Source organism: Ferrimonas sediminicola (assembly GCF_005116715.1).
In the GTDB taxonomy this organism is placed as follows: Bacteria; Pseudomonadota; Gammaproteobacteria; order Enterobacterales; family Shewanellaceae; genus Ferrimonas; species Ferrimonas sediminicola.
Window position 1 is genome coordinate 64,582 of sequence record NZ_SWCI01000002.1, and the last position, 24,996, is coordinate 89,577.

Annotated in this window: 23 protein-coding genes and 1 riboswitch; of the genes, 18 read left to right on the plus strand and 5 right to left on the minus strand. The window is 64.7% G+C overall.

What is annotated here, in order from left to right:
• The first annotated feature begins 157 nt into the window (after positions 1 to 157).
• A riboswitch (cobalamin riboswitch) is annotated at positions 158 to 338 on the plus strand.
• Between the two features lie 189 nt (positions 339 to 527).
• Genes FCL40_RS03665 through cobD form a run of 14 tightly spaced genes read left to right on the plus strand, consistent with a single transcriptional unit; the run spans position 528 to position 14,153 of the window.
• Entirely contained in the window at positions 528 to 2,324 is a 1,797-nt protein-coding gene (locus FCL40_RS03665) for a TonB-dependent receptor domain-containing protein (RefSeq protein WP_136851498.1), read from the plus strand.
• A 41-nt stretch (positions 2,325 to 2,365) separates the two neighbouring features.
• Positions 2,366 to 3,199, plus strand: a complete 834-nt coding sequence (locus FCL40_RS03670; RefSeq protein ID WP_136851500.1) for an ABC transporter ATP-binding protein — start codon at positions 2,366 to 2,368, stop codon at positions 3,197 to 3,199.
• Complete coding sequence (locus FCL40_RS03675; protein ID WP_136851502.1) at positions 3,186 to 4,184, plus strand: FecCD family ABC transporter permease; 999 nt, start codon at positions 3,186 to 3,188, stop codon at positions 4,182 to 4,184. The genes FCL40_RS03670 and FCL40_RS03675 overlap by 14 nt, the downstream gene beginning before the upstream one ends.
• Positions 4,181 to 4,702, plus strand: a complete 522-nt coding sequence (gene cobU, locus FCL40_RS03680; protein ID WP_136851504.1) for a bifunctional adenosylcobinamide kinase/adenosylcobinamide-phosphate guanylyltransferase — start codon at positions 4,181 to 4,183, stop codon at positions 4,700 to 4,702. The genes FCL40_RS03675 and cobU (FCL40_RS03680) overlap by 4 nt, the downstream gene beginning before the upstream one ends.
• Positions 4,699 to 5,532, plus strand: coding sequence for a cobalamin-binding protein (locus FCL40_RS03685; protein ID WP_136851506.1), 834 nt, complete (start codon positions 4,699 to 4,701; stop codon positions 5,530 to 5,532). The genes cobU (FCL40_RS03680) and FCL40_RS03685 overlap by 4 nt, the downstream gene beginning before the upstream one ends.
• Positions 5,529 to 6,038, plus strand: a complete 510-nt coding sequence (cobU, locus tag FCL40_RS03690) for a bifunctional adenosylcobinamide kinase/adenosylcobinamide-phosphate guanylyltransferase (protein WP_136851508.1) — start codon at positions 5,529 to 5,531, stop codon at positions 6,036 to 6,038. The genes FCL40_RS03685 and cobU (FCL40_RS03690) overlap by 4 nt, the downstream gene beginning before the upstream one ends.
• Complete coding sequence (locus FCL40_RS03695) at positions 6,035 to 6,652, plus strand: histidine phosphatase family protein (RefSeq protein WP_136851510.1); 618 nt, start codon at positions 6,035 to 6,037, stop codon at positions 6,650 to 6,652. The genes cobU (FCL40_RS03690) and FCL40_RS03695 overlap by 4 nt, the downstream gene beginning before the upstream one ends.
• A complete protein-coding gene (locus FCL40_RS03700) occupies positions 6,649 to 7,713 on the plus strand; it encodes a nicotinate-nucleotide--dimethylbenzimidazole phosphoribosyltransferase family protein (protein WP_136851512.1) in 1,065 nt (354 codons plus the stop codon). Before FCL40_RS03695 ends, FCL40_RS03700 begins: the two co-directional genes overlap by 4 nt.
• A gap of 4 nt (positions 7,714 to 7,717) precedes the next feature.
• The gene (locus tag FCL40_RS03705) at positions 7,718 to 9,184 is read left to right on the plus strand and encodes a cobyric acid synthase (RefSeq protein ID WP_136851514.1); all 1,467 of its coding nucleotides are present in this window, start codon (positions 7,718 to 7,720) and stop codon (positions 9,182 to 9,184) included.
• Positions 9,181 to 10,491, plus strand: coding sequence for a cobyrinate a,c-diamide synthase (locus FCL40_RS03710; protein ID WP_136851516.1), 1,311 nt, complete (start codon positions 9,181 to 9,183; stop codon positions 10,489 to 10,491). Before FCL40_RS03705 ends, FCL40_RS03710 begins: the two co-directional genes overlap by 4 nt.
• Positions 10,488 to 11,249, plus strand: a complete 762-nt coding sequence (gene cobS / locus FCL40_RS03715; protein ID WP_136851518.1) for an adenosylcobinamide-GDP ribazoletransferase — start codon at positions 10,488 to 10,490, stop codon at positions 11,247 to 11,249. The genes FCL40_RS03710 and cobS overlap by 4 nt, the downstream gene beginning before the upstream one ends.
• Positions 11,249 to 12,220, plus strand: coding sequence for a TIM barrel protein (locus tag FCL40_RS03720; RefSeq protein ID WP_169306992.1), 972 nt, complete (start codon positions 11,249 to 11,251; stop codon positions 12,218 to 12,220). Before cobS ends, FCL40_RS03720 begins: the two co-directional genes overlap by 1 nt.
• The gene (gene cbiB, locus FCL40_RS03725) at positions 12,217 to 13,134 is read left to right on the plus strand and encodes an adenosylcobinamide-phosphate synthase CbiB (RefSeq protein WP_205729079.1); all 918 of its coding nucleotides are present in this window, start codon (positions 12,217 to 12,219) and stop codon (positions 13,132 to 13,134) included. Before FCL40_RS03720 ends, cbiB begins: the two co-directional genes overlap by 4 nt.
• Positions 13,131 to 14,153: a threonine-phosphate decarboxylase CobD gene (gene cobD / locus FCL40_RS03730; RefSeq protein ID WP_229360265.1), complete on the plus strand. Its 1,023-nt coding sequence runs from the start codon at positions 13,131 to 13,133 to the stop codon at positions 14,151 to 14,153. The genes cbiB and cobD overlap by 4 nt, the downstream gene beginning before the upstream one ends.
• A 4-nt stretch (positions 14,154 to 14,157) precedes the next feature.
• On the opposite strand, the gene FCL40_RS03735 is transcribed toward cobD, so the two are convergent.
• Entirely contained in the window at positions 14,158 to 15,513 is a 1,356-nt protein-coding gene (locus tag FCL40_RS03735; RefSeq protein WP_136851522.1) for an ammonia-forming cytochrome c nitrite reductase subunit c552, read from the minus strand.
• An 85-nt stretch (positions 15,514 to 15,598) separates the two neighbouring features.
• Entirely contained in the window at positions 15,599 to 16,813 is a 1,215-nt protein-coding gene (locus FCL40_RS03740; protein ID WP_136851524.1) for an NnrS family protein, read from the minus strand.
• A gap of 393 nt (positions 16,814 to 17,206) precedes the next feature.
• Between FCL40_RS03740 and FCL40_RS03745 the strand changes: the two genes are divergently transcribed.
• Positions 17,207 to 17,638 (plus strand): hypothetical protein, encoded by a 432-nt coding sequence (locus FCL40_RS03745; RefSeq protein ID WP_136851526.1) that lies wholly within the window; start codon positions 17,207 to 17,209, stop codon positions 17,636 to 17,638.
• A gap of 36 nt (positions 17,639 to 17,674) precedes the next feature.
• Here FCL40_RS03745 and FCL40_RS03750 read toward each other — a convergent pair whose 3' ends face one another.
• Entirely contained in the window at positions 17,675 to 18,085 is a 411-nt protein-coding gene (locus tag FCL40_RS03750; protein ID WP_136851528.1) for a DsrE family protein, read from the minus strand.
• A 1,081-nt stretch (positions 18,086 to 19,166) separates the two neighbouring features.
• Here FCL40_RS03750 and FCL40_RS03755 point away from each other — a divergent pair.
• Positions 19,167 to 19,658, plus strand: coding sequence for a CIA30 family protein (locus FCL40_RS03755; protein WP_136851530.1), 492 nt, complete (start codon positions 19,167 to 19,169; stop codon positions 19,656 to 19,658).
• Between the two features lie 67 nt (positions 19,659 to 19,725).
• Here the strand turns inward: FCL40_RS03755 and FCL40_RS03760 are convergent, their stop codons facing one another.
• The gene (locus tag FCL40_RS03760) at positions 19,726 to 21,051 is read right to left on the minus strand and encodes a mechanosensitive ion channel family protein (protein ID WP_136851532.1); all 1,326 of its coding nucleotides are present in this window, start codon (positions 21,049 to 21,051) and stop codon (positions 19,726 to 19,728) included.
• Between the two features lie 365 nt (positions 21,052 to 21,416).
• Between FCL40_RS03760 and FCL40_RS03765 the strand changes: the two genes are divergently transcribed.
• Both FCL40_RS03765 and FCL40_RS03770 read left to right on the plus strand, forming a co-directional pair.
• Positions 21,417 to 22,376, plus strand: a complete 960-nt coding sequence (locus FCL40_RS03765; RefSeq protein WP_136851534.1) for a phytanoyl-CoA dioxygenase family protein — start codon at positions 21,417 to 21,419, stop codon at positions 22,374 to 22,376.
• Positions 22,377 to 22,492: 116 nt separating this feature from the next.
• Positions 22,493 to 22,801 carry a hypothetical protein gene (locus FCL40_RS03770; protein WP_136851536.1) on the plus strand — a complete coding sequence of 103 codons (309 nt, stop codon included), beginning with the start codon at positions 22,493 to 22,495 and terminating at the stop codon, positions 22,799 to 22,801.
• 41 nt (positions 22,802 to 22,842) lie between these two features.
• Here FCL40_RS03770 and FCL40_RS03775 read toward each other — a convergent pair whose 3' ends face one another.
• Positions 22,843 to 24,753 (minus strand): methyl-accepting chemotaxis protein, encoded by a 1,911-nt coding sequence (locus FCL40_RS03775; protein WP_136851538.1) that lies wholly within the window; start codon positions 24,751 to 24,753, stop codon positions 22,843 to 22,845.
• Positions 24,754 to 24,996 lie beyond the last annotated feature (243 nt).

The following is a 24,996-nucleotide window of genomic DNA, read 5'->3' on the forward strand; positions in this document are numbered from 1 at the left end:
GGCTGCTGCCGCCCGCAAACCCTTGTCACAGCCGGTTTAGACGTCCATACGGCCAAAGTCCGGTTGCGGACAACGGATTGACTGTAGGTTTTCACACACATTTTTCCCTCTTGAACGTGGCGTGATCTCTGGCACAATCTGTATCCGTGGCATGGCTATCATGCCGCCAAACCAAGGTGCGAACGGGATTATCCCGCGCATAACAGGGAACGCGGTGAGATTCCGCGGCTGTACCTGCAACTGTGATCAGAGCGACCCTCGAGATACCACTGGGAGACCGGGAAGGGGAGGGTTGGGATGCTGAGAGCCAGGAGACCTACCTCGGTTTGCTGATTTGACTCAAGCGGGTTTCTTGAGCAGATAGCCTGAATGAACAATTTAGAGAACCAAGGCAAGTGACCGGCTTGTCCTCTGAGTCGTACCCCTCTGGCATACGTCTGTTGTATGTGTCCGATCCGCGACGATCGGGCCGACCTCTCCTAGAGAGCATTCCCGCGCTTTTAAAACTCTAACTCAAAGGAAATACCATGAGTTTAAAAACGCGCTTTTCCCTGGTGGCCCTGGCTCTGGGCGCCGCCTTCTCCGCCACCGCCGCCGATGAGGTGATCGTGGTCACCGGCGACCGTTTCGATTCTGCTCCCGAGCAGCAGCTGGCGGTGGTCAACACCATCGAGCGGGTTGAGATCGAGCAGCTCAACCCCAAGTCGGTGGTCGACATCCTCGAGCGCCTGCCCGGCGTCAGCGTCACCCGCACCGGCGGCACCGGCCAGAGCGCCAGCGTCAGCGTCCGCGGCGCCAACTCCGATCACGTGCTGGTGCTGGTGGACGGGGTACGCATCAGCTCCGCCACCCTGGGCTCCGTCAGCTTCTCCAGCCTCTCCCCCGAGCAGGTGCAGCGCATCGAGGTGGTCAAGGGCCCCCGCGCCTCCGTCTGGGGTAGTGACGCCATTGGCGGGGTCATCCAGATCTTCACCCGTAAGCTGGACCAGGGACAGTGGTTCGCATCTGCCGAGGTGGGCAGCGACGCCTACCGCCGCCTGTCCGCCGGTGCCGGTGTACGCCACGGCGACGGCCGCACCAGTGTGACCCTTTCCACCGAGCAGAGCGACGGTTTCGATGCCAAGCGCGATGATGAAACCGACGACGACGGCTATGACCGGATTACCGCCGGCGTCAGTGGTGAGCAGACCCTGAACGACCGCTGGCAACTGAACTGGGCGGGTCAATACAGCACCGGAAATTATGAGTACGACAGACAGTTTGGAGGCAATGAAGCGGACTTCGACAACTTCTACTGGAGTCTGGGGACGCAGTATCAGCAGGGGGATTACACCAGCAAGGTGACGGTGGGCCAGGCGCGCGATTACAACGACAACTTCCGTGATGGCACTCCAGACCACAGCATCTACCAGACCCGTCGTGAGCAACTGAGCTGGAGCAATCAGTTTCTGGCCAGTGATATGCTGACCCTGATCGGCGGCGTCGATTACTACACCGAGTCCGTCAGCGGTGATTACGATAAAGATGAGCGCGACGTGCTGGGCGTGTTCGCCCTGGCCCGCGTCGACCTGGACGCCTGGCTGCTGGAAGCGGTGGTGCGCTACGACGATGTGGAGAAGATCGACGCCGAGACCTCCTACAACCTCAGCGCAGCCTACCGGTTCGGCAACGGCTGGCGCCTGAGCGCCGGCTATGGCACCGCCTTCAAGGCGCCCACCTTTAACGATCTCTACTGGCCCGGTTCCGGTAATCCCGGCCTGAGCTCCGAGACTGGCAAGAACACCGACCTGACCCTGAGCTACAACCGCGACGGCTACAACGCCTACCTGAGCCTGTTCCGCAACGATGTCGAGGACCTGATTCAGTGGGCGCCCACCGGTGAGCAGGACGAGAACGGCTGGGACATCTGGAAGCCGGCCAACATCGCCGAAGCCAAGCTGCAGGGGGTGGAACTGGGTGTGGACTTCAGCACCTATGGCCTGGATCACCAGCTGGCCTACACCTACCTGGACGCCCAGGATGAGACCAAGGATGAGCCACTGCTCGGTCGCAGCGAGCACGAGTTCGACTACTCCGCCGCCTACGCCTGGACCCAGTGGGACCTGCGCCTGGACTACCACTACCAGGGCAAACGCAAAGACAAGGACGATCACTTCCTCGCCCCCTACCACCAGCTGGATCTGAGCCTGGGCTACGCCTTCGCCGACAACTGGCAAGTGCGGCTGAAGGCCAATAACCTGTTGGATGAGGAGATCGTCTCCAACGGCAACTACTTTGGCCCGGGGGCCGAGTGGTTCCTCAGCGTCAGCTATACCCAGTTCTAACCCAACCGCGGGCCGCCTGGCGGCCCGCCGGAGGCAGCGCCATGTTTAAGGCATTTGACGACACCCCGCGTAACCCCCAACCGCCGCTGCAACTGGAGGTGGAGAACCTGGGGTGGGGCGACGGCCGCCGCAGCATACTCTCCGGAGTCAGCTTCAACCTATTCCAGGGAGAGTTTGTCGGTCTGCTGGGGCCTAACGGGGTGGGCAAATCTACCCTGCTGCGCTGCCTCTACCGCTTCCTTGAGCCCACCAGCGGTCGGGTGTTGCTGGGGGGCCAGGATACCAGGACCATGAGTCGCCGCCAGTTCGCCCGCCAGGTGGCGGTGGTGACCCAGCACCTGCCCAGCGGATTTTCGATGACCGTGCGTCAATTTCTGACCACCGGATTGCTGGCCCACAGCAGCTGGTGGCAACGGCTGGACCGCCGCCAGGAGCGGATGCAGATCGATGAGATGCTGGAGCGGGTGCAACTGACCGAGATGGCCGACCGCCACTTCGAGCTGCTCTCCGGCGGCGAGCGCCAACGGGTGCTGATCGCCCGGGCCCTGCTGCAGCAGCCCAGGCTGCTGCTGCTGGACGAGCCCACCAACCACCTGGATATCCGTTATCAAATTGACACCCTCAAGCTGCTGCGTGGCTTGGGGGTGACGGTGATCGCCTCCATTCACGACCTCAACCTGGCCAGCGCCTACTGCGATCGCCTGCTGCTGCTGCACCAGGGGCGGCTGGCGGCCTTCGGCGAGCCGGGACAGGTGATGACCCAGGAGCAGATCGCCCGGATCTATGGCGTCGATGCCCGCATCGATCCCCACCCGCAGGGGACCCACCCCAGAATTACCTTCGATTACCACAATGGCGACTATGTCTTTGCTTAAACCCGGGCAGCTGATGCTGCTGCTTTTGCCCCTTCTGCTGATCTCCCCGCTGGTGGCGGTGGCCACCGGCGCCGCCGACATCGCGCCCTATGACGTGGCTCAGGCCATCGGCCGCGCCCTGAGCGGCGCACCCGCCCAGGGGCTGGCGGACCGCATCATCATCGAGCTGCGACTGCCCCGGGTGCTGCTGGCCATGCTCTGTGGTGCCGGCCTGGCGGTGTCCGGCTCGGTGCTGCAGAGTGTCACCCGCAACCCCCTGGCCGATCCCTACCTGTTTGGCATCTCCGCCGGTTCCACCCTGGGGGCGGTATTGGCCCTGACCCTGGGGCTGGCCGGACTGGGCCTGCCCGTGTGCGCCTTCCTGGGGTCGCTGATCGCGGTGTTCGTGGTGATGGTGATGGCCAGGGACGGCCAGGTCGAGGGGCTGATCCTCGCCGGGGTCGCCATCTCCTTCCTGCTCTCCTCCCTGGCCAACCTGGCGCTCTACTTCGGCGACAGCCAGGCGATCCAGGCGGTGCTGTTCTGGAACCTGGGCAGCTTCAGCCGTGCCAGCTGGGGCACCCTGTGGATCCCCGCGACCGTGGTGCTCAGTGCCCTGGTGATCATCCATCAGTTTCAGCGGCCACTGCAGGCGCTGATGGCCGGCGATGAGAGCGCCCACACCCAGGGGGTGGCGGTGGTGCCGCTGCGCCTGGGGATGCTGCTGCTCACCGCGCTGATCACCGCCTCCCTGGTGGCCTACTGCGGCGGCATCGGCTTCGTCGGGCTGATGGTGCCCCACATCGTGCGGATGCTCATCGGCGCGGCCAGCGGTGCCACCATAGCGGCCACCGCCGCCTTCGGGGCGGTGATGATGGTGTGGGTGGATCTCCTCTCCCGGCAACTGCTGGGCAACCAGGAGCTGCCGGTGGGGGTGGTGACCGCCATCCTCGGCAGCGGCTTCTTTATCGCGCTGCTGGTGAACCGCCGCAGGAGAATGGCATGAAACAACTGATTAGCGGCGGAGCCCGTTCGGGCAAGAGCGCCCTGGCCCAGGCGCGGGCCCTCCAGTGGCAGCAGCAGACTGGCGGCAGGGTGGTGGTGGTGGCCACCGCCACCGCCGAGGGCGACGAGATGGCGGCGCGCATCGCCCATCACCAGGCCCACCGTCCCGACTCCTGGCAGCTGGTGGAAGCGCCGACCAACCTGGCGCAGACCCTGGCCAAGTACAGCGATGGTAATACCCTGGTACTGGTGGACTGCCTGACCCTGTGGCTGGCCAACGAGCTGTTCGGCGGTAACTGGCCCAGGGAGAAGGCGGCGCTGCTGGAGACTCTGCCCGGCCTGCCCGGGCCACTGATCCTCATCGGCAACGAGGTGGGGCAGGGGGTGGTGCCCCTGGGTGAGGGTAACCGCCGTTTCGTCGACGAGTGCGGCTGGCTGCAGCAGCACCTGTCCCCGCGGATGGACCGGGTAACCCTGACCATCGCCGGTCTGCCCCTGGAACTGAAGGAGCGGTCATGAGAACCCTGTTGCTGCTGATGCTGCTGATGCTGCTGATGCTGCTGGCACCGTCGGCAGAGGCGATGCGGCTGGTGGTGCTCTCGCCCCACTCGGTGGAGATGGTGTATGAGCTGGGGGCCGGAGACGAGATCCTGGCCACCGTCGATTACGCCGACTACCCGGAGGCGGCCAGGGCGATCCCCCGCATCGGCCGCCACGACCACCTCAACCTGGAGCGCCTGCTGGAGCTGCAGCCAGAGCTGGTAGTGCTCTCCTTCGACGACACCTCCGACGCCATACTGGCGCGGCTGAACGCATTGGGGGTGCCGCTGTTTGACACCGGCGTGACCAGCGTCGATCAGGTGGCGGATCGCCTGCAGGCGCTGGGCGCCGCCATCGGCCGCCCTGCGCAAGGGCAGAGCAGTGCCCGCCAGTTCCGCGAGCGTCTGGCCCGGCTCAGACAGCAGTACCGCCACAGAACCCGGGTGAAGGTGTTCTACCAGGTGTGGCCGGAGCCGCTGACCACGGTCTCCGGCGGCTGGATGAACGGCATCCTGGCCGATTGCGGTGCCGACAACATCTTCGCCGACGGCGTGGCCGCCTACCCCCAGGTGGCCATGGAGCAGGTGCTGATGCGCATGCCGGAGCTGATCATCAAGCCCTTCGCTCACGGCGGCCGCAACCAGCAGGCGGTGGCCTGGGACAGCTGGCCCGAGATCCCGGCGGTCAAGCATGGCCACCTGGCCCAGATCGACGGGGACCTGCTCCACCGCACCGGTCCGAGGGTGCTGGAGGGGATGGCCAGGGTGTGTCAGCTGGTCGAACAGGTACGCCAGGAGCCGGTGCGATGATTCATCTGTTCCTGGGCGGTGCCCGCAGCGGCAAGTCCTCCCTGGCGGAGGCCCTGTGCCACCGCTGGCCCGGCCAGGTGGTCTATGTGGCCACCGCCCGCAGTCACCCCTCCATGGCCGAGCGCATCGAGCTTCACCGCCGCCGCCGCCCGCAGAGCTGGCACTGCGTCGAGGAGCCGCTGGCGCTGGCCAGGCTGCTTGCAGAGGCCGGGGAGGACCAGCTGCTGCTGATCGACTGCCTGACCCTGTGGCTGACCAACCAGATGATGGCCGGCGCCTGCCTGGACCAGGCCACAGAGGGGCTGATTGGCGCCCTGTCGGCCTGCCGGGCCGAGGTGGTGCTGGTCAGCACCGAGGTGGGCCAGGGGCTGATCCCCGACGATCCCATGAGCCGCGCCTTCGTGGTGGCCGCCGGTGAGCTGCACCAGGGCATTGCCCGGGTGGCGGACCGGGTGAGCTTCTGCCAGGCGGGGCATCCCATCCCTGTGAAAGGGGAGCGACCATGAAAACCCTGTTGACCCTGGTGCGCCATGGCCGTCCCGATCGGGCCGACCGCCTGCTGGGTCGCACCGATCCCGGCCTGACTCCGCAAGGGTGGCAGCAGATGCAGGTCAGCTGCGACGGGCTGGAGGTGGATGGCATCATCAGCTCGCCGCTCAGCCGCTGCGCCGAGTTTGCCCACCACCTTTCCCGACAGAGACGCCTACCCCTGACCATCGAACCCGGGATCCAGGAGCTGGACTTTGGCCAGTGGGACGGAGTGGATTTCGAGACCCTGTGGCAGAGCACCGACGGGGCGTTCGAGCTCTACTGGCAGACCCCCTGGCAGCAGACGCCGCCACAGGGGGAGTCCACTCAGGCACTGCATCAGCGGGTGGAGCAGACCCTGCTGCGCTGCGCCAGGGAGCACCCGGGCCGGCACCTGTTGCTGCTGACCCACGCCGGGGTGATGCGAGTGGTGCTGGCCTGGCTGCTTGAGGGCAGCCGCAACGGTAACGCCCACCTGAGCCGGGTCACCCTGGGCCATGGGGCCAGGCTCAGCCTGAGTCTCTACCAGGATGAGCAGGGGCAGATCTGGCCCCAGTTGTTAGAGCTGTTTAATCCCGAGGAGGGCAGATGACCCCGGTCAGCCACACCATTGTGTTCAACATCCTCAACGGTGCCGCCACCCAACTGCCTGAGCTGCATAATCTCAGTGACGCCGGCGCCGGCAAGGACCTGATGCACCTGACGCCCACCCGGGACTCGGAGCTGATCTGCAGTGGCCGGGCATTGACGCCGCTGACCGTGGCGCCGCCCGCCACGCCCCTGACCGCCAGGGGGCTGTTGGGCAATGGCGGCATCAGCCCGGCGGTGCTGACCCGTGGCCTGCTGCGGGGCCTGGCAAAAAGGGGGTATCGGGTGGCATTTCGCAGCTTCAACTTCGGAGTGGCCCGGCCGCAGCCGGGGCACAGCGACTGGTATGACAGCGCCGAACACTACGGTGGCTTCGATGCCAGCCCGGATCAGCTGATTGAGCAGGCGTTGTTGCCGGAGCTGACCCGCCAGGCACGCAGCGGTCACCTGAGCGTGCTGGCCGAGTGTGGGGTGGGAGGCACCACCTTCTCCACCCTGTGGCTCAGGCTGCTCACCGGCCTGACCCTGACCCCGGCGGGCAGCACCAAGGACAGCGCCAAGCTGGCCCGCAAGCAGCAACTGCTGAGCCAGCTGCAGCGGGAGTACCGCCAGCAGCGCCAGGGATTTTGCGCCGACACCCTGCTGGGCAATCCCAGGTTCCACGACGCCATTCAGCGGGCGGTGTATCGCCTGTTGCGACACTGGCCCCAAGACCTGCCGCTGCCGAGGCTGGCGGGGGGGATGATGTTCGTCGCCCCGCTGCTGGCGGCCCACAGGGCGCGCCCGGACCTGACTGGCTCGGTGGATACCACCCGCTGGGTCACCGCCGGGGAGGGGCAGGCTGTGCTGGCGCACCTGCCAGAAGGCTGGCGGCTTCGCCTCAACTGCACCGATTTCAACCGCAGCCCTCACCGCTGCCTCAACCTGTACGAGCAGGGGCTGGTGGTGGAGGGGTGCGGCCTGGGGGGCTGCCTGGTGCTGGCCGAGCAACTGGGCCTGGACCAGGACGAGATCATCGGCACCCTGAACCGGGCGGTCACCGAACACATGAACCAATTTGGGTAACAACATGAGTGGATTCAAACTGATGGTGCAGGGCACCACCAGCGACGCGGGAAAGAGTGTGATGGTCGCCGGTCTGTGCCGGGTCCTGGCGAGGAGGGGGATCAAGGTGGCGCCGTTCAAGCCGCAGAACATGGCCCTCAACAGCGCGGTGACCGCCGAGGGAGGCGAGATCGGCCGCGCCCAGGCGGTGCAGGCCCAGGCCTGTGGCCTGAGCCCCAGTGTGCTGATGAACCCGGTGCTGCTCAAACCCAACACCGACACCGGCGCCCAGGTGATCCTCCGGGGGCGGGCGCTCACCGATATGGACGCCCGCGAATACCACCTCAACAAGCCCAGGCTGCTGCAGATGGTGCTGGAGACCTTCGAGGAGCTGGGACAGGGGCGCGAGGCGCGGCTGGTGGAGGGGGCCGGCAGCCCGGCGGAGATCAACCTGCGCGAGCACGACATCGCCAACATGGGATTCGCCGAGGCGGCGGACTGCCCGGTGGTGATCGTCGCCGACATCGACCGGGGCGGGGTGTTCGCCCACCTCTACGGCACCTTCGAGCTGCTGTCCGACAGCGAAAAGGCCAGGGTCAAAGGCTTCATCATCAACCGTTTCCGCGGCGATCCCTCGCTGCTGGACTCCGGCCTGGCCTGGCTGGAGCAAAAGACCGGTGTGCCTGTGCTGGGGGTGGTGCCCTACCTCAGGGGGCTCTACCTGGAGGCGGAGGACGCCATCAATGTCCAGCAGACCGACGAGGACGCCCGCTTCAGGGTGGTGGTGCCCGGGCTGCCGCGGATCTCCAACCACACCGATTTCGATGCCCTGAGGCTGCACCCCAAGGTGGATCTCACCTTCGTCCGTCCCGGCGGCGATCTGCCCCCGGCGGATCTGATCATCCTGCCCGGCTCCAAGAGCACCCGCGGCGATCTGCAGGCGCTGCGGGACCAGGGTTGGGACCGCCAGATTGCCCGGCACCTGCGCTTCGGCGGCAAGCTGATCGGCATCTGCGGCGGCTACCAGATGCTGGGGAGGCGCATCGAGGATCCCCAGGGGATCGAGGGGGCCCCCGGGGGCAGCGACGGCCTGGGTTATCTGGATATGACCACGGTGCTCACCGGTGACAAGCGCCTGACCCGGGTGCAGGGTACCCTGACCCTGGCAGGGGAGCGCGCGTCGGTGACCGGCTATGAGATCCACGCCGGCCGCAGTCAGGTGAACGCCGCCCAGCCGTTCCTGCTGGCGGGCGAGGCCGACGGCGCCATCGATGCCGACGGCCAGGTGATCGGCGGCTACCTACACGGCCTGTTCGATGAGCCACAGGCCTGCAACCTGTTGCTGCGCTGGGCCGGACTGGAGGCGCAGCACGCCCAGGGCCAGGATATGACGACCCTGCGGGAGCAGGGGCTCGACCGCCTGGCGGACTGCCTGGAGCAGCACCTGGACCTGGAGCGGCTGTTCGCCGACCTCAAGGGGTGGCAAGCATGAGCCGCCACAGCTGCCCGGCCCTGCTGGTGACCGCCCCCTCCAGCGACAGCGGCAAGACCACCGTGGTGGCGGCCCTGGCGCGCTACTGGCGCAACCGGGGCAAACGGGTGCGGGTGTTCAAGACCGGGCCCGACTTCATCGATCCCATCTTCCACGAGGTGGCCAGCGGCGCGCCCGCCCATCAGCTGGACCTGGGGATGATGGGGGAGGCCGCCTGCCGCCGTCATCTGGCCCAGGCTGCCACCGAGGCGGACCTGATCCTGATCGAGGGGGTGATGGGGATGTTCGACGGACACTACTCCAGCGCCGATCTGGCGGCCCGGTTCGGCGTGCCCACCCTGGCGGTGATTCCGGCGGCCAAGATGGCCCAGACCTTCGGCGCCATCGCCTGCGGCCTGGCCCACTACCGGGAGGGGGTGACCCTGTTCGGGGTGGTGGCCAACCAGGTGGGCGGCCCGGGCCACGCCGAGCTGCTGAAACACAGCCTGCCCGAGACCATCGAGTTCTGTGGCTGGTTACCCAGGGACGACAGCCTGGCCCTGCCGGACCGGCATCTGGGCCTGGTCCAGGCCACGGAGATCCCCGATCTGGAGGCCTGGCTCGACGGCGCCGCCGCCAAGCTGGGGGAGAGCTGCGCCATGCCGCTGCCGGCGCCGGTGGTGTTTGACCCCGTGGCCGAGGACCCGGCGCTGCTGGCGCTGGGTGAGCCGCTGGGCGGCCGCACCGTCGCCGTGGCCGAGGACGCCGCCTTCGCCTTCATCTATCGGGACAACCTGTCACTGCTGCGCCGACTGGGCGCCGACCTGGTGCACTTCAGCCCACTGAAGGACCCGCTGCCGGCGTGTGATGCCCTCTACCTGCCCGGCGGCTATCCGGAGCTTCACCGGGAGGCGCTGGTGGCAAACCGCCCGCTGATGGCGCAGATCCGGGCGTTTGCCGACGCCGGCAAGCCGGTGGTGGCGGAGTGTGGCGGCATGCTCTACCTGCTTGAGCAGCTGGCCGACAAGGAGGGGCAATGCACGGAGATGACGGGTGTGCTCCCGGGCCGTGCCCAGATGCAGCCGCGCCTGCAGGGGATCGGCATGCTCAGCGCCGAGATCGGCGGACACAGCCTGCGTGGCCACTGCTTCCACTACTCCAGCAGCGACATCGGGCTGGAACCGATCGCCATCGCCACCCAGGCGGGCAGGATGCGGGCGTCTGAGCCGGTCTATCGCCAGGGGAGTGTGGTGGCCTCCTATGTGCACTGGTACTTCCCCTCCGCACCGGCCCTGGTGGCCGACTGGTTCGGGGGAAGGTGTCGATGAACCCCAAGCTTATCCTGACCGCCCTGGGCTTCCTGACCCGGCTGAGGATGCCCGCCTGGGTGCCGTTCGACCCGGACAGCGTCGCCTGCGCCGCCCGCTGGTTCGCCCTGATCGGCCTGCTGCTCGGCGCCCTGGCCGCCGGCCTGTTGTGGCTGCTGGCCCCCGGGCTGGGTCAGCCGTTGGCGGTGGTGCTGGTGCTGATACTGCTGCTGCTGCTGACCGGGGCCTTCCACGAGGATGGCCTGGCGGACACTTTCGACGGTTTCTGGGGCGGCTGGGAGCGGCAGCGCAAGCTGGCGATCATGAAGGACAGCCAGATCGGCACCTACGGGGTGCTCTCGCTCATCGGCTGTCTGGCGATCAAGGCGGTGGCCCTGAGCCAGTTGCACCTGGGACTGGCGATGGTGGCGTTGCTGGCCAGTCATGCCGGCGGCCGGACGGTGGCCGGGCTGGTGCCGGTGCTGCTGCCCTACGCCCGTTCCGACGAGGGCAGCAAGACGCCCCAGCGTCAGCGTTCGCCCGGCTTCGGCGATCAACTGGCGCTGATGGCCTGTGGCGCCGCGCCGCTGTTGCTGCTGCCCCAGGAAGCCGCGGCGGTGGTGGCCCTGGTGTGGGCGGGAGCCTTCGGCTTCATGAGCTGGCTGATGCACCGCCACATCCGGGGTTACACCGGCGACACCCTGGGCGCCACCGAGCAGGTGACCGAATGCCTGACCCTGATCGCCCTGGTGGCGATGATGAACCAGGGGTGGCTGTGATGAAGCAGCTGCTGAACATCAGCGTCAACCCGGCGCCGGGGCATCTGCTGGGCGACTGGCAACAGGCCCGACGGTGGCTGAGCCGCTGGTCCCTGGACGGCTTCGAGTTGGCCCCTCATGGCCGCTGGTGCCATGACGCCGTGCCGGCGGATCTGGCCGGCGGTCTGCATCTGACCTTCTTCCCCATCCTCACCCCCTTCTGGCGGCAGGACTGGCGGGAACTGCTGCGGATCTTCGGCAATCGCCAGACGGTGGAGCACTTCTACGGCGGCCTGGAACCGGACCACTTGGTGGCCATCTACGTCGATCAGCTGCAGCTGGCACAGGCGCTGCAGCTGCCCTACGTGGTGTTTCACCCGGTCACCTGCGACATGGCGCACCTGTTCAGCCAGGCGTTTCCCTGGCACTGGCGGGACACCCTGGCGGTATGCGCCGAACTGCTTAACGCGTCGCTGTCTCGCAGTGGCTATCGCGGCCGGGTGCTGTTCGAGAACCTGTGGTGGCCCGGCAGCTTCCGCCTGGACAGCCGTCTGGAGTACGACACCCTGAGGCGGCTGGTGAATTTCGACAACTGCGGCCTCTGCTTCGACAGTGGCCATCGTATGGCCACCAACACCGCCCTGACCAGCGAAGCCGACGGGGTAGCTTGGCTGTTGAAGGAGCTGCGTCGGCTGGATCTCACCAGTGAGATCCATACCCTGCACCTGAACTGCAGCCTCAGTGGCCACTACATCGAGCAGGCGAAGGGGCAGACCGCCCCCTATGCCAACTGCCCGGACTTCTGGCATCAGCTGGAGGTGGCCCTTAAGCATGTCAGCACCATAGACGGCCATCACCCCTTTTCCCGGGTCGATCTGCGGCCGCTGATCGACGCCTGTGAACCCGGGCACCTGGTCCACGAGCTGGCCCAGTCCTCCCTGGAGGGCTGGGCCGCCGCCATCGAACAACAAACCTCCCTGGTACGTCCATGATTGAACCCCAGCCCCTGTGGCTCACCCTGATGATCCCCGTCCTGGCGCTGCTGCTTGACCGGCTCCTGGGCGAACTCCGCCGCGGTCACCCCCTGGTTGGCCTGGGAAGAGTGATCTCCTGGCTGGAGCGTCGGCTCTACCGGCCCAGCCGTCTGCGCGGCGCGCTGGCGGTGGCGATGTTGCTGCTGCCCGTCGGCCTGCTGCTGGTTTGGCCCGTGCCCTGGTGGGGCCAGGCGCTGTTGCTCTACCTGGTGCTGGGCAACCGCAGCCTGGCCGAGCATGGGCAGGCGGTAGCCGAGGCCCTGACGGCGGAGGATCTGCCCCTGGCCAGAGAGAGGGTGGGCTATATGGTCAGCCGGAAAACCCAGGCGCTCACCGACACCCAGGTGGCCGCCGCCACCGTGGAGTCGGTGCTGGAGAACGGCAACGACGCGGTGTTCGGTGCGCTGCTTTGGTTCCTGCTGGCCGGTGTCCCCGGTGCGATGGCATTTCGCATCGTCAACACCCTGGATGCCCGCTGGGGCTACAGGAGCGACCGTTACCTGCAGTTCGGCTGGGCGGCGGCCCGCCTCGACGACCTGATGGGTTGGCTGCCCGCCCGGCTGACGGTGGTCACCTATGCCCTGCAGGGGCGCGCTGTTGCGGCACTCCGCTGCGCCTGGCACCAGGGCCGACTCTGCGCCAGCCCCAACGGCGGCCCGGTGATGGCCGCCGGTGCCAGTGCCCTGGAGGTGACCCTGGGGGGTGCGGCCCAGTACGAGGGCTACCGCTGTGACAAGCCCATTCTCGGCCGGGGAAGTGCCCCGAGCGCCGATGCGGTTCGCCGGGCGGTGCAACTGGTGAACCGCGGCGCCTGGGGCTGGGTCGGCCTGTGCGCCCTGGTAGCGGCGGTCATCTGGGGAGGAGCGCTGTGAGCCGTTTGCATCACGGGGGCAGGCTGCGTCAGGCCGCCGAGGAGTACGGCATTGCCCTGGATCAGTGGCTGGATCTCTCCACCGGGGTCAGCCCCTGGACCTACCCGGTCGGGGCGATCCCGCTGGCGAGCTGGAACCGCCTGCCGGAGTGTGAAGATGGCCTGGAGCAGGCGGCCCGGGCCTATTACGGTTGTCCGTCGCTGCTGGCGGTGGCCGGATCCCAGGCGGCGATCCAGGCGCTGCCCAGGCTGTGGCGCAGCCGTGTGGATGTGCCGGAGAGCGGCCAGGCGGGGTTGAAGGTGCTGCTGCCCAGGGTGGGCTACAAGGAGCATCAGAGTGCCTGGCACGGTGCCGGATGGCAGGTGGCGCACTATGACGGGGTGCCTCCGCAGCGACTGGGTGAAGGGGTGGCGGCGCTGGTGGTGATTAACCCCAACAACCCCACCGGCCAGCAGCTTGACCGGGAGTCGCTGCTGGGCTGGCACCGTCAGTTGCAGGGCTGCGGCGGCCTGTTGCTGGTGGACGAGGCCTTCGCCGATCTGGATTCGGCTCAGAGCCTGTCACCCCTGTGCCCCCGCCCGGGGCTGGTGGTGCTCCGATCTATCGGCAAGTTTTTCGGTTTGGCGGGGATTCGCGCCGGTTTTGTGCTGGCGGAAGCGTCACTGCTTGGCGAGTTGGCCGATGAGCTGGGCCCCTGGACCCTGGCGGGTCCCAGCCGGACTGCCTGCCGCCAGGCCCTGGAGGACAGGCCGTGGCAGGTCCTGCAGGCGCAGCGACTGCAGTCGGCCTCGGCGCGGCTGGCACGGATGCTGGCTCCCCTGGGGGGACGGCTGTGTGGCACTGGCCTGTTTCAGACCCTCTACCACCCCAGGGCGGAGACCTGGCACCGGAGGTTGTGTCTGGAGGGGATCCTGGTTCGCCTGACCGATGAGCGGGATGGTCTTAGGTTTGGCCTGCCTGAGGCGGAGAGCCAGTGGCAGCGCCTGGCTCAGGCTCTGCCACTGCTGCTGCTCCCCTAGGCGCCTACTCCTGTGGCGCTCGGCTGGCCGCCTCCGGCCAGTGTTTCCTGATCTCGGCGTCGATAAAGGCCCGCTTCTCCTCGGTGAGCTTATCCATCTCCAGCCCCACCGCCTCCTGGGCGGCCGCCTTACTGGAGAGATCGGGGTAGGCCACCTTCTCCACCTTGAGCTGGGCCAAAATCTCACTCAGCCGGGCTCGTGCCTGCTTGGCCTGGGCCAGGGCGGTGGTCAGCAGGGCCATCCCTTCGTCCGGGTTGTGTGCATACAGGCCGTGGGAGGAGACGGCGAAGTCCCAACGCCATTGGCTGTGGCGGATGTTCATCAGCGGCTCATCCATGAAGTACCACTCGGCACCGGCATCCCAGGCGGCCTTGGCTTCATAGTGGGCCTTGACCAGCAGCATCTCCACCTCGGTACGCAAGGTGTCGATCTTGGTCTTGTTGACCCTCAGTGCCGCCTCGATGCCCGCCTTGCTGTCGTGGCAGCCGGCGCAGGCCTGGTCGAAGCGCTCCAGGGCGTTGCCCACCCGGTGTTCGCTGAAGCTCTGGCCATTGTCACCCTGCTCCTGGGGCATGTGGCAGGTGATGCAGGTGGCGCCCTGCTTGGCGTGATGACTGCGGCTCCAGTGCTCAAACTCCGGATGGCGGGCCTTGAGCATCGGTGTGCGGGAGATGGGGTGAGACCACTCGAAGAAGCGGCGGGTGTCGTAGTACCGCTCGATGGCATCGGCGGTGGAGCCGAAGATCCAGGGAATATTGACCTTGTTGCTGGCCTCCGGCTGGAAGTAGTAGGTGACGTGGCACTGGCCGCAGGTCTGGGCGCCCTGCATGGCAGGGCCCTGTTCCGCGAAGGGCAGGCTCACCTTGGCCATCGCCTTCTGGGCGTGGGGACGGCTCAGGGTCAGCTTGCTGCTGTCGGATTCATGGCAGTCGCTGCAGCCGACGGTGTTGCCCATCTCCGCTCCGAGATCGGTGAAGTTGTGGCCGGCAAACCCCTCCTCGCCCAGGGTGGCCATCAGTCGCGGCACATCCGGGCCCTTACAGGTCCAGCAACTGGCGGACATCCCTTTCTGCCCCTCGGCCGGGGCCACCCCGGTTCTCAGGGTCTGGGCCACATCGGCAATGGCGAATCTGTGCCCCCGCGGGCTGTGAAACTCTTTGGCGTAGGCGCTGCCGGCCCACAGCACCACCAGCTGCGGCCGGTTGGCCAACATGTCCTCTCGCTCTCCCTGGTTTTCTGTGGCTTGCCAGGACTGGTACTCCAGGGGGGCGCGCTCCTTCCAGAAGCTGTTGGGTACGACGTCGGCGGCGTGCAGGCTAACACTGATGGCCGACAGTAGCAGGGGGGTAATGATGCGCATGGGGCTCTCGTTGTCTTGTTGTGGTTATCGGTAAATCTAGTCGAGGAGGGGGCGGCTGGCCGGTTGCAGCGCCCCGTCCGGGTCATCAGCCGGGGCGTCCGTCCAGCCTGGGTTTACTGAGCATGCCGGTGTAGTGCCACAGGAACAGTCCGAAGGCGGCGGTCCACAGGCTGGCGGCCAGCCAGTGCCAGGTGGGGGTGGAGTCTGGCCACAGGATGGGGCCGAAGGCCCGCACCAGGGCGGCGATCAGGATCATCAGGAAGGCGGGCGCCATGGTTGGCCCGGCGTAGATGTTACGACCGGTGTGACCCAGGGAGACCCGGGAGATCATCGACAGGCACATGCCGCCGATGGCGCCGACGCCCACCAGGTGCAGCATCTGCCGCTCCACAAGGGGGTTGTCCAGGAACAGTGCCATCCCCAGCAGGGCCAGGGCGATGCACAGATAGCTCAGGTGCAGCGACCACAGCATAGGCTCCTTCAGGGTCTTGTGGGGAAACCAGCGGGCCTGGCGAACCAGTTGCAGCAGGCCAGCCAGGACCAGCAGCGACTGCAACGCCACGCCCTCGAGGGTATGGGTTACCGCGTTGATGGCCAGCACCCCCAGGGCGGTAAACAGTGGCCAGTCCAGGTAGGGCAGGGGAGAGGGTTTGCCCCGCTTAATGCGGATGGCGGTGAAAAAGGGCACCACCCGGCCGCCGACGAAGGTGATCATCAGCGCCATCCACCAGATCATCCCCTGCCACAGGGTGGAGGCGAGAACCATGTCCCTCTGGTACAGGGCGTAGTAACTGTAGAGGTTGGCCAGGGTTGCCAGTAGCAGCAGGATGGGGAAGCCCAGGTTGCGCCACTGCCGCACCTTGATGATGGCCTGGGCCAGCTTGGCGGCGGTGATCAGCAGGAAGCCGGCATCGGCGGCGGCGGGCAGCCACAGGGGGACGGCCGCAGGCAGCATCAGGCTTACCCGGGCGATCAGCCACAGGCCAAACACCAGGGCCAGAGGCCAGCCCTTAAGGCCGGGCTGATTGGTCCAGTTCTGCACGGCGGTCAGCAGGAATCCGGCGACGATGGCCATGGCGAATCCGAACAGCATCTCGTGGGGGTGCCACCAGATGGGGATCACCGGCGAGTAGAAGCTCGGGCTCAAGATGGGCGACTGGCCGGGCAGATACCACACCAGCAACCACAGGGGGATCAGCAGTGCGGCAGCGGCGGCGCCGGCCAGGAACAGGGGACGGAAACCCAGCCGAAACAGCGCCGGGGTCGGGTCTTTGAAGTTGGGATCGTCGATATTCAGCATAGGGTCACCTGCAATGATTCGGTGTCATCCTGAGCCACCCGGCTGGTCGGTGCTAACTCGTCCCTTAAAGGTGCATTCAGAATGACGGTTATACCTTAGTGAAATACTCAGGAATGCTCAAGCACTCTGTGCCGAGGCCGGAGGAAGTGTGATCGGCTTCACTCCGGGCCTATTACTTTATGGGTAAGTAACTGACCGCGAGTTGAAAACAGCGTCTCCTCCCGAGGCTGATTTCTCAGCTCGGCGACCGGGATTCGATCGCCGCAAGGGCGATGCAATCGGGGCCACGGCAGTGAAAAATGGTGGAAAAGTGCCCAGATAGGGGCCATGTTATAGACGTAGGGAGTAGGACAGATTGCCGGTTCGGCACTCTTTGTTAAGGGACACACCACTATGACTCATGTTTTCACGCATCCCGATGAGGTGAAGCAGCGTGTTCATATCGAGCTGCCGCTTCTGGCCCTCGCCGGCACTTTGACCCTGATGTTTCCCACCTGGGTGGACAACCCGCACTGGGCGTTGATCCTGTTCTGTGCCGCGCTGGGGTTGTGCTGCTTCCGCATGACCTACCAGATCCTGCGGTTGCTTCCGTTTCTCAACACAGAGATCCAGATCGATCCCGTTGGCTTCACCCTGACCAGTGCCGATGGCAACTTCATTCGCCATCTGTGGCAGGAGGTGGAGGACGCCCACTACGACCCCACCTCCCAGGTGATGGTGGTGGAGGACGCCCGCCAGCGACCGTTGTTTGTGGTCTCTGAACAGATCAATGACTTCCCGGCGCTAGAGAAGGCGATTCGTCAGCACGCGCTGATCTGTCTGTGATCGCGGCAAGGGTGCCCTGAACGCGCCCCTGCGTCATCAGGGTTTGATGTAGACAAACCCCTCCTCTGCCTGCAGGCGGAGGATCTCCATGGTGCCTGAGGGGACGAAGGTCACTCCGGTCAACACCTGGCTCTCCTCCAGTTCCCTGAACCTTAGGGTCGCCGCACAGAAACGGAACTGCACCCCCTGCTTCATCAGCGCCGCGACATCGGGCGCGTAGGCGTCACCGTCCCTGTCGGTCTCCCCCTTGAGGAGGAAGTCCACTCCGGCGGCGTAGGCGACCAGGGTGATCTGCATGTCGGGCTTCAACTTGAGGTGATCCTGGGCCATGTAGAGGGCGAAGCGGGCCTGGCTGGGATCATCGATGTGGAAAACCGCCTTGATCGGCTGGGCCAGTGCTGCCACGGGCAGTAGCAGGCTCAGGAGTGCGATACGGATGATGTTCATGGTGTTGCCTCCCCCGATGGGTTGGGGACAGATTGAAGGTCACACCTAACTCTAGATAGCCCCCGGGGGGAGAGCAAGGAGGGCTAGCAGCAACCCCCGCTGGTAGCCTCGGCAACATCATACCGGGGACGCCGGAGAGTTCTCTGGACCCGATCTCTTACCTTTGTCCACGGTGTTGGTAGTGGCACCGGTCTGCCTCCCACTGGGTCTTGCCATGGCGGCAAAATAGAGGGGCATGGTGATCTCCAACAACAGATCCCACAGTAGAGCAGGCGCCCTGGCGTAAACACAATGTTATTTATCACAGCGGTTGGGCCTGGTGTGATGTGGCTCTCGGTCAGGGGCATTGAGTAACTTCGAGAAATCATGAGTTTCATATCAAACTTTGGCTCAAAGGCGTGACGCACGCAGTTTTGTTACCTTTCCGTAGCTGAAAATGGCTGCAAAACACACAATCGAGGGATGTTTAGAGAAAATATGTGACAAACAACAGTTCCATTTGCGTCTGTAATCGGTAAGATGATTTGTGAACTTAATTACAAATCTACGGTGTTAGGTTCATTATCATTTCCCTGCAAAAGGCGGCGTCTCATCAGCGCCGCCTTTTTTTATCTGCGCCACAGCCCCCGGTCTTGTTGGGATTCTGTATTGAGAATTCCCAATGTGTATATCGCAAATTTCTAATTCACTGCCGAATGCATCAGGGTAAGACTGCTTATCGGCCTTGCTGTAACTAAATTACATTCTGATGGTCAAAAAGCAGACTAAGTGAGTGGCGAGAATACAACCTTTTAACATCTTGGCCGGATTTTGCTTGTTTTTAGATGGTTTCGAAGTGGATTCGGCATAAGTTATGAGAAATCGCATGATTGATCTGGGTTTAATTCGGTGGCAGCCAGGCGTCAAAACGACGGCGAGGGGCGTCAGGGTCTGTGATGGCCGCCGGGTTGGGGTATGCTGGATAGGGGCACCTTGGTTGGGGCGACCCTGCAGCTCTGTTGGTGATTGCGGGTAGGAGTCAGTAGAGACTGGGGCGGGGTGTGAGGCGAAAGGTGTCGCAGAGAGATGGAGAGGGACGGAGATGGAGCTGATCAATTTTGCCGACAGGGGTGAATGTGCCCGTTGGCACAGCGTCAACGACGCGGTGATGGGGGGAGTGTCCCACAGCCGTATGCTGGCCACCGGGCACGGCTGCCTGTTCCAGGGGCAGGTCTCCCTGGCCAACGGCGGTGGGTTTGCCTCGATGCGGCGGGCCCTTTCCCTGCCCGGCGACTGCCGGGCGCTGGCGCTCCGGCTCAGGGGGGATGGCAAACGCTACCAGCTCAGGCTGAAGATGGATGGTGCCGTCGATGGGGTGGTCTATGTGGCTCCCTTCGAAACTGGCGGGAAGCGGTGGCAGGTGTTGGCGCTGTCCCTGTGCCGGTTCCGGCCCAGATATCGTGGCCGGGCGGTGACCGGCGCCGATCCCATTGACCCCGGCCGGGTGGCGCAGATCGGCCTGTTGGTCGGGGAGGGGCAGCAGGGGCCGTTCGAACTTGAACTGGCCGGGCTGTCGGCGGTCCTTCCCCGTTGATTGTCACCGTTGCCGGCATGCACGAGGGGTTCACCCCGACTCAGTTCGATACCTGGTGCTCCGAGCCCTATTTGATCTTGCCCAGACCCGGGTGGCCCCGGTTGAGAATGCGCACTTCCCTCTGAGGGAACGGAATTTCGAAGCCATGCTCCTGCAGGGCCTCCAGTATCATCAGCATCAGATCGCCCCCAACCCGGTTTTTGCCGTCGTCGATCCCCTCCATCCAGAATTCGACAAACATGTTGATGCCGGAGTCGCCGAAACTGTCTATCTCGCAATCCGGTCGTTCCTCCAGGGGAACGGCATCGCCACTGAAGACTTGGGGGTGGGTGGCTACCACCCCCTTGATGATCTCGACCAGCTTGCGGACATCGGTGTGGTAGGCGACGGAAAAATCGACTCGGTAGCGTTGTCGCTTGTCCTTGTGGGTCCAGTTGATAAAGGTTTCGGTAATGAACTTGTCGTTGGGCACCACGATGTCTTTGCCGTCAAAGGTTTCGAGGGTGGTTGCCCGCATGCTCAGCTCGCGGACCACCCCGGTGGAGCCGTCATCCAGTTCGACGTAATCCCCTAACGACACCGACCGATCAGCCAGGATGATGATGCCGGAAATGAAGTTGGAAGCGATGGCCTGCAACCCCAAGCCGATGCCGACACCCAGTGCTCCCCCGAATACCGCCAGGGCCGTGAGGTTGATCCCCAGGATCTTGAGCAGCAGCAAAGAGACAATAAAGAAGATGACGATCTCGAACAGCTTGGCCGCCACTTCGCGGGTACGGACATCCAGATCCTCCTGGTGGGAGATGAACTCACGGCCGGTCTTGCTGCTGACGCGGCCTAACCAGAACAGCAGTGAGCCAAAAATCGCCAGGCGGGCGATGCCATAGGCCGAGATCTCGATGTTGCCTAGGTTAATCGAGATGGATTCGAGGATCTCGATCAACCCGCCGAGCAGGCCGAGCAGGTGCAGCAGCAGGATGGGCAGGCCGATCCAACGGAAGAGCCTGGCAACGACCCGGTTACGAATAAAGTTATGAATGATCGAGTTGAACAGAATCAAGATGGCGATGGTCAGCGCCGTCTGCACCAGCCAGCCCTGGCTCAGGGTGGTCTTGGTGATGGCCAGGGAGAGCCGCAGCAGGAAGATCGCCAGAACCGGGAAGAGCAACCCTCCCAGCTTGGAGAGGAACAGGCGCCAGCCCGGGTCGCCCTCCGCCTTGTCGCCCTTATCCAGAAACGGGGAGAGCCTCAGTATCCGGCTCGCCACCAGGTAGGCGAAGGTGTAGATCGCCAGGATGATGAGGAACTGGATGTAGGTGTCCGTCTGGACAAGCTCTGTGTTTGCTTTCTCCAACAGCTGTTGGGCCAGTTGGTACAGGTAATCCGGTGACATGGTTCAGGCGGCTCCAGCTATGAAATGAGCTCAGGAGTGACAACTCAATCAACCCGGGAGCGATATAGAGCATGGTTACTGCGCTGGACTCTAACTGTTTGTCATCGCTCGACTGTTTGTGCTTTGTGGGCGCATGCTGCTTTGATGTTACTAACTATAACTCATCGTCTTACCCTCGGAGTGAATTCTTCGGCCTACGGCTCCCTTGGCCATCATCGGGTCCGGGTTGAGCGCAGCTGTGGATTAGGTGATCGGCCCGGCGCAATGTGAGAGCAGGCTGAAATGTGACGGACAGGTTTGTCGACGGGGAGAAACTGGATAATTTAGGAGAAGGTCTCTGTTGATGGCCAAGCCATGGAGGGCGTATGAGAAACTATCAGTTAACCCCGGATCAGCGCCGTCGGTTTTCAAGGCGGGGATTCCTGCTGCTTCCCAGGGCGTTTCCCGATCGCTTGGTGCAGAGGTGGAGGGAACTGGCCGACACCCTGGAGAAGCAGGCGCTGGAGGCCCATCGCCTGGGCCGGCATCAGGGCGAGTTCTGCGTGGTTGAGGACCCGGCGGGTCCCAGAGTGATGCGTTACGACAACCTGTTCTGTCACGCCCCCGAGCTTCTGCTGGAGACCCTGGCGTCGCCGGCGATGATGGCCCTGGCGCGGGAGCTGTGCGGGCCCGGAGCGGTGCCTCTGCACGCGGATCTGCTCTACAAGCATCAGCACCCCCATCCGGTGAGCACCTGGCACCAAGGGGCGCAGCATGACCGCCGTTTTCCCTACCTTAATGTCGGCCTCTACCTGGACGATGCCGCTGCCGGCGATGGCTGCCTGCGCTATCTCCCTGCGACCCAGCATAAGCGTCAGCCCATCGAGTCCCTGTCGGAGCGTTACGGCTGGGAGCCGCCCGGAGTGGTGGAGCAGCCGGCGCGACGGGGCGACATCCTGGTGCAGGACATGATGATTCTCCACGGATCTCAGCCGAAGCGCTCCCCGGGGGGGCGGCGGACCCTTTATGTGGAGATCCGCCCTTGGCAGGCGGTACTGGAGGGCCACAGCCAGTCGCCGGCGTGGACCGAACTGCGGCGCCAGTGGATGAGCCAGGTGATCGTCCGGGCAGACCGGGCGGACTGGCCCCGTGACTGGGAGCACTATCCGGCGCTGGTCCCCTCTCTCAGCGCCCTGGTGGCGGCGACCCGGGCGAGGTGGGAGCCGCCACTGCCCGCCGTTTCGGCCTGCCGTGACGTGGATCACCCGGACTATCCCATCCCCTCCGAACTGAGGGCGCCGGCTGATCCGGGCAACAGTCTTCACCTGGCCAGGGTGGCCACCTAACCCCGGCGGGGCGTAAAGCTTCAAATGGGTTGCCGCACGAATAGCTAATCACCTGATGTGGATGAAAAATGGTCTACGCTTAAGTTAAGGGTTAAGCGTTAAACAGGGAGGTTGTCATGAGTGTGGATGCCGTTGCCTTCGTCGGAGGACTGGCCTTCGGGTGCCTGTTTGCCTTCCTGCTTTGCATTGGCATGGCCGTGGTCGGAGGCCGGGGACGCCCTGCCGAGCGCTCTGAAGAGAACGGACCGCTTAGGCAGCACCTGGCCGAATGCAGGTTGCGACTGACGCAAGCGGGCGAGGAAAACCGTCTGCTTAGGCGGCGCATTCGCGAGTTAGAGGTCGAGGTGGAACCGCTGCGCCGGCCGGGAGGGTACTATCGGGGCGATCCCCTGGATGGCGCCTTCCGGGTGAAGACGGTGCGCTGAAGACAGGAAAGGAGAGGGGGCCGATTGGCCCCCTCTCTCGGTCAGAGCTTGAACTGACTGATCAGCCGCGCCAGGTTATCAGACAGCCTGGCCAGGTCCTTACCCGCCTGTGCCGCTCGGTCGGTTTGTTGACCGGTTTCGGCGACAATCTCATTAATGTTGGTCACGTTCTTGTTGATCTCGTTGGACACTGCCGACTGCTCGTTGGCGGCGCTGGCGATCTGCATATTCATCTCGGTAATGCTGCTGACCGCCAGGCTGATCTCTCCCAGGGCCTGGTCGGCACTGCCCGCCAGGGCAACGCATTGCTCCGAGGTATGCCTGCTGCTGTCCATCACCGACACCGCCCGTGCCGATTGGCTTTGCAGCTGCTCGATCATCTGCTGAATCTCCTGGGTGGAGGTCTGGGTACGGCTGGCCAGGGTCCGCACCTCATCGGCGACCACTGCGAAGCCCCGCCCCTGATCACCGGCCCTGGCGGCCTCAATGGCGGCGTTGAGAGCCAGCAGGTTGGTTTGCTCGGCAATGTTGCGAATCACCTCAAGCACCCCGTCAATGCGGCCGGTCTCCTGTTCCAGATCCCGGATCACCGTCACCGCCCCGTCTATCTCCGAGGAGAGCCGGTGAATGCTGCCGGAGACCGAGGTGACCACCTCCTTGCCTGCGTCTGTGGCGGTATCGGCGTTTTGGGCGGAGTCCGCCGCCAGGGTGGCGTTCTGGGCGACCTCCTCGACGGTGGCGCTCATCTGGTTCATGGCGGTGGCCGCCTGCTCGGTCTCCTGTAACTGCCGGTCCATGCCCTGCTTGGTGTCGCCGGTGATGGAGGCCAGCTGGTGGGCGGCATCGTCCAGCTGGCGGGCGACGCCGGTGACTTCACCGATGGTGTTGTGCACCTTGGCGGCAAAGCGGTTGAAGGCGCGGGCCAGGTCCGCCAGTTCATCGTGGCCCCGGTCATCCAATCTCAGGGTGAGATCACCATCGCCATCGGCAATGTTGGTCATGGTGGCGGTGGTGGCCTCAATGGGCCGGGTGATGCCTCGGCCGATGATCCAGGCAACGGCGATGCCGATGGCCAGGGCCGCCAGGCCAACCAGGATGACGGTATTGCGCATCTGGGTCACCATGGCCAGGTTGTCGCTGCGGTCCATCACCACCTCGAGCACGCCCATGGGCTTGCCGGAGTAGTCGCTGACGCTGTGCAGGTAGACCGCCACCGGGGCGTCGCCCAGTTGGGTCTGAACCACCTGGGGCTGGCCGCTGAACGCCGTTGCCAACTGCTCATCGGTACCCAGCCGAGTCTCCTTCAAGGTGGAGCCGAACGCCTTCCAGCCGCTACCGTCGGGCAGGTGCAGTGCCACATCCACCACGTGGGTCGCCTTGAAACGGTCGAAGAACGCCTGTCCAAAGGAGAGGCCGAACTCCACCGACCCCAGGTGCTGCCCCTGGAAGGCAACCGGTACCACCCCGCGGATGCCGATGCCGGCCACGCCGCGCTCCAGGCCCATGACAGGCTGGCGTCTGCTGTTGGTCTCCACCACGGTATGGCGGAAGGAGGAGAGGTCATCACCGAACTTGGCCGGCTTGTGAACCCGCAGGAAGGAGGTTGCCGGTGGGTTATGGAACTGGAACTGGCGGGCGCCAAACTTCTCCTTCATCACCTTGAAGATCGGCAGGGTGGCGTTGGCCAGAGCCTCCCGGTCCTGCTGGGCGAAGGCCTGCTGGAACTGCGGGGTGAGGGACACCACGCTGGCCAGGGCCTTGGCCAACCGGCCGGAGGCGTTGAGCTCGGTGATGGCCGTTTCATTCAGCTCCTCCAACTGACGCAGCTCGGCGGAGTCGATCGCCTTGGAGAACTGGATGATGATCAGGGGCAGGATGAAGGCCATCAGCAGGGACACCAGCAGGCTGATGCCGATGATGATGCGGTTTCTGATGTTCGGTTTTCTCAACATGTTTTACTCCGTATGATCCGGATTCAGGCGTCGGTTGCCCGCAGGCAGATCCCGGCTGTTATTCTATTTTGTGTTGCCAGATTAGCCGGGTTTGATGAAGGGAAATAGAGAGTAGATTCAGGTTTTTAAGTTGTCGTTTTGTGGCATTGGCAAATTGGGATCTCAGGCGAAAAACCCTGCACTCGAGGGTAGAAACTCTTTTCTCCAGGCCGCCAGGGTGATGCCTGAACCCGCTGAACACCA

Excerpts from the sequence above, each read along its gene's own strand:
- FCL40_RS03665 (WP_136851498.1), top strand. The coding sequence starts at position 528 with ATGAGTTTAAAAACGCGCTTTTCCCTGGTGGCCCTGGCTCTGGGCGCC.
- FCL40_RS03670 (WP_136851500.1), top strand. The coding sequence starts at position 2,366 with ATGTTTAAGGCATTTGACGACACCCCGCGTAACCCCCAACCGCCGCTG.
- FCL40_RS03675 (WP_136851502.1), top strand. The coding sequence starts at position 3,186 with ATGTCTTTGCTTAAACCCGGGCAGCTGATGCTGCTGCTTTTGCCCCTT.
- cobU (WP_136851504.1), top strand. The coding sequence starts at position 4,181 with ATGAAACAACTGATTAGCGGCGGAGCCCGTTCGGGCAAGAGCGCCCTG.
- FCL40_RS03685 (WP_136851506.1), top strand. The coding sequence starts at position 4,699 with ATGAGAACCCTGTTGCTGCTGATGCTGCTGATGCTGCTGATGCTGCTG.
- cobU (WP_136851508.1), top strand. The coding sequence starts at position 5,529 with ATGATTCATCTGTTCCTGGGCGGTGCCCGCAGCGGCAAGTCCTCCCTG.
- FCL40_RS03695 (WP_136851510.1), top strand. The coding sequence starts at position 6,035 with ATGAAAACCCTGTTGACCCTGGTGCGCCATGGCCGTCCCGATCGGGCC.
- FCL40_RS03700 (WP_136851512.1), top strand. The coding sequence starts at position 6,649 with ATGACCCCGGTCAGCCACACCATTGTGTTCAACATCCTCAACGGTGCC.
- FCL40_RS03705 (WP_136851514.1), top strand. The coding sequence starts at position 7,718 with ATGAGTGGATTCAAACTGATGGTGCAGGGCACCACCAGCGACGCGGGA.
- FCL40_RS03710 (WP_136851516.1), top strand. The coding sequence starts at position 9,181 with ATGAGCCGCCACAGCTGCCCGGCCCTGCTGGTGACCGCCCCCTCCAGC.
- cobS (WP_136851518.1), top strand. The coding sequence starts at position 10,488 with ATGAACCCCAAGCTTATCCTGACCGCCCTGGGCTTCCTGACCCGGCTG.
- FCL40_RS03720 (WP_169306992.1), top strand. The coding sequence starts at position 11,249 with ATGAAGCAGCTGCTGAACATCAGCGTCAACCCGGCGCCGGGGCATCTG.
- cbiB (WP_205729079.1), top strand. The coding sequence starts at position 12,217 with ATGATTGAACCCCAGCCCCTGTGGCTCACCCTGATGATCCCCGTCCTG.
- FCL40_RS03735 (WP_136851522.1), bottom strand. The coding sequence starts at position 15,513 with ATGCGCATCATTACCCCCCTGCTACTGTCGGCCATCAGTGTTAGCCTG.
- FCL40_RS03740 (WP_136851524.1), bottom strand. The coding sequence starts at position 16,813 with ATGCTGAATATCGACGATCCCAACTTCAAAGACCCGACCCCGGCGCTG.
- FCL40_RS03745 (WP_136851526.1), top strand. The coding sequence starts at position 17,207 with ATGACTCATGTTTTCACGCATCCCGATGAGGTGAAGCAGCGTGTTCAT.
- FCL40_RS03750 (WP_136851528.1), bottom strand. The coding sequence starts at position 18,085 with ATGAACATCATCCGTATCGCACTCCTGAGCCTGCTACTGCCCGTGGCA.
- FCL40_RS03755 (WP_136851530.1), top strand. The coding sequence starts at position 19,167 with ATGGAGCTGATCAATTTTGCCGACAGGGGTGAATGTGCCCGTTGGCAC.
- FCL40_RS03760 (WP_136851532.1), bottom strand. The coding sequence starts at position 21,051 with ATGTCACCGGATTACCTGTACCAACTGGCCCAACAGCTGTTGGAGAAA.
- FCL40_RS03765 (WP_136851534.1), top strand. The coding sequence starts at position 21,417 with ATGAGAAACTATCAGTTAACCCCGGATCAGCGCCGTCGGTTTTCAAGG.
- FCL40_RS03770 (WP_136851536.1), top strand. The coding sequence starts at position 22,493 with ATGAGTGTGGATGCCGTTGCCTTCGTCGGAGGACTGGCCTTCGGGTGC.
- FCL40_RS03775 (WP_136851538.1), bottom strand. The coding sequence starts at position 24,753 with ATGTTGAGAAAACCGAACATCAGAAACCGCATCATCATCGGCATCAGC.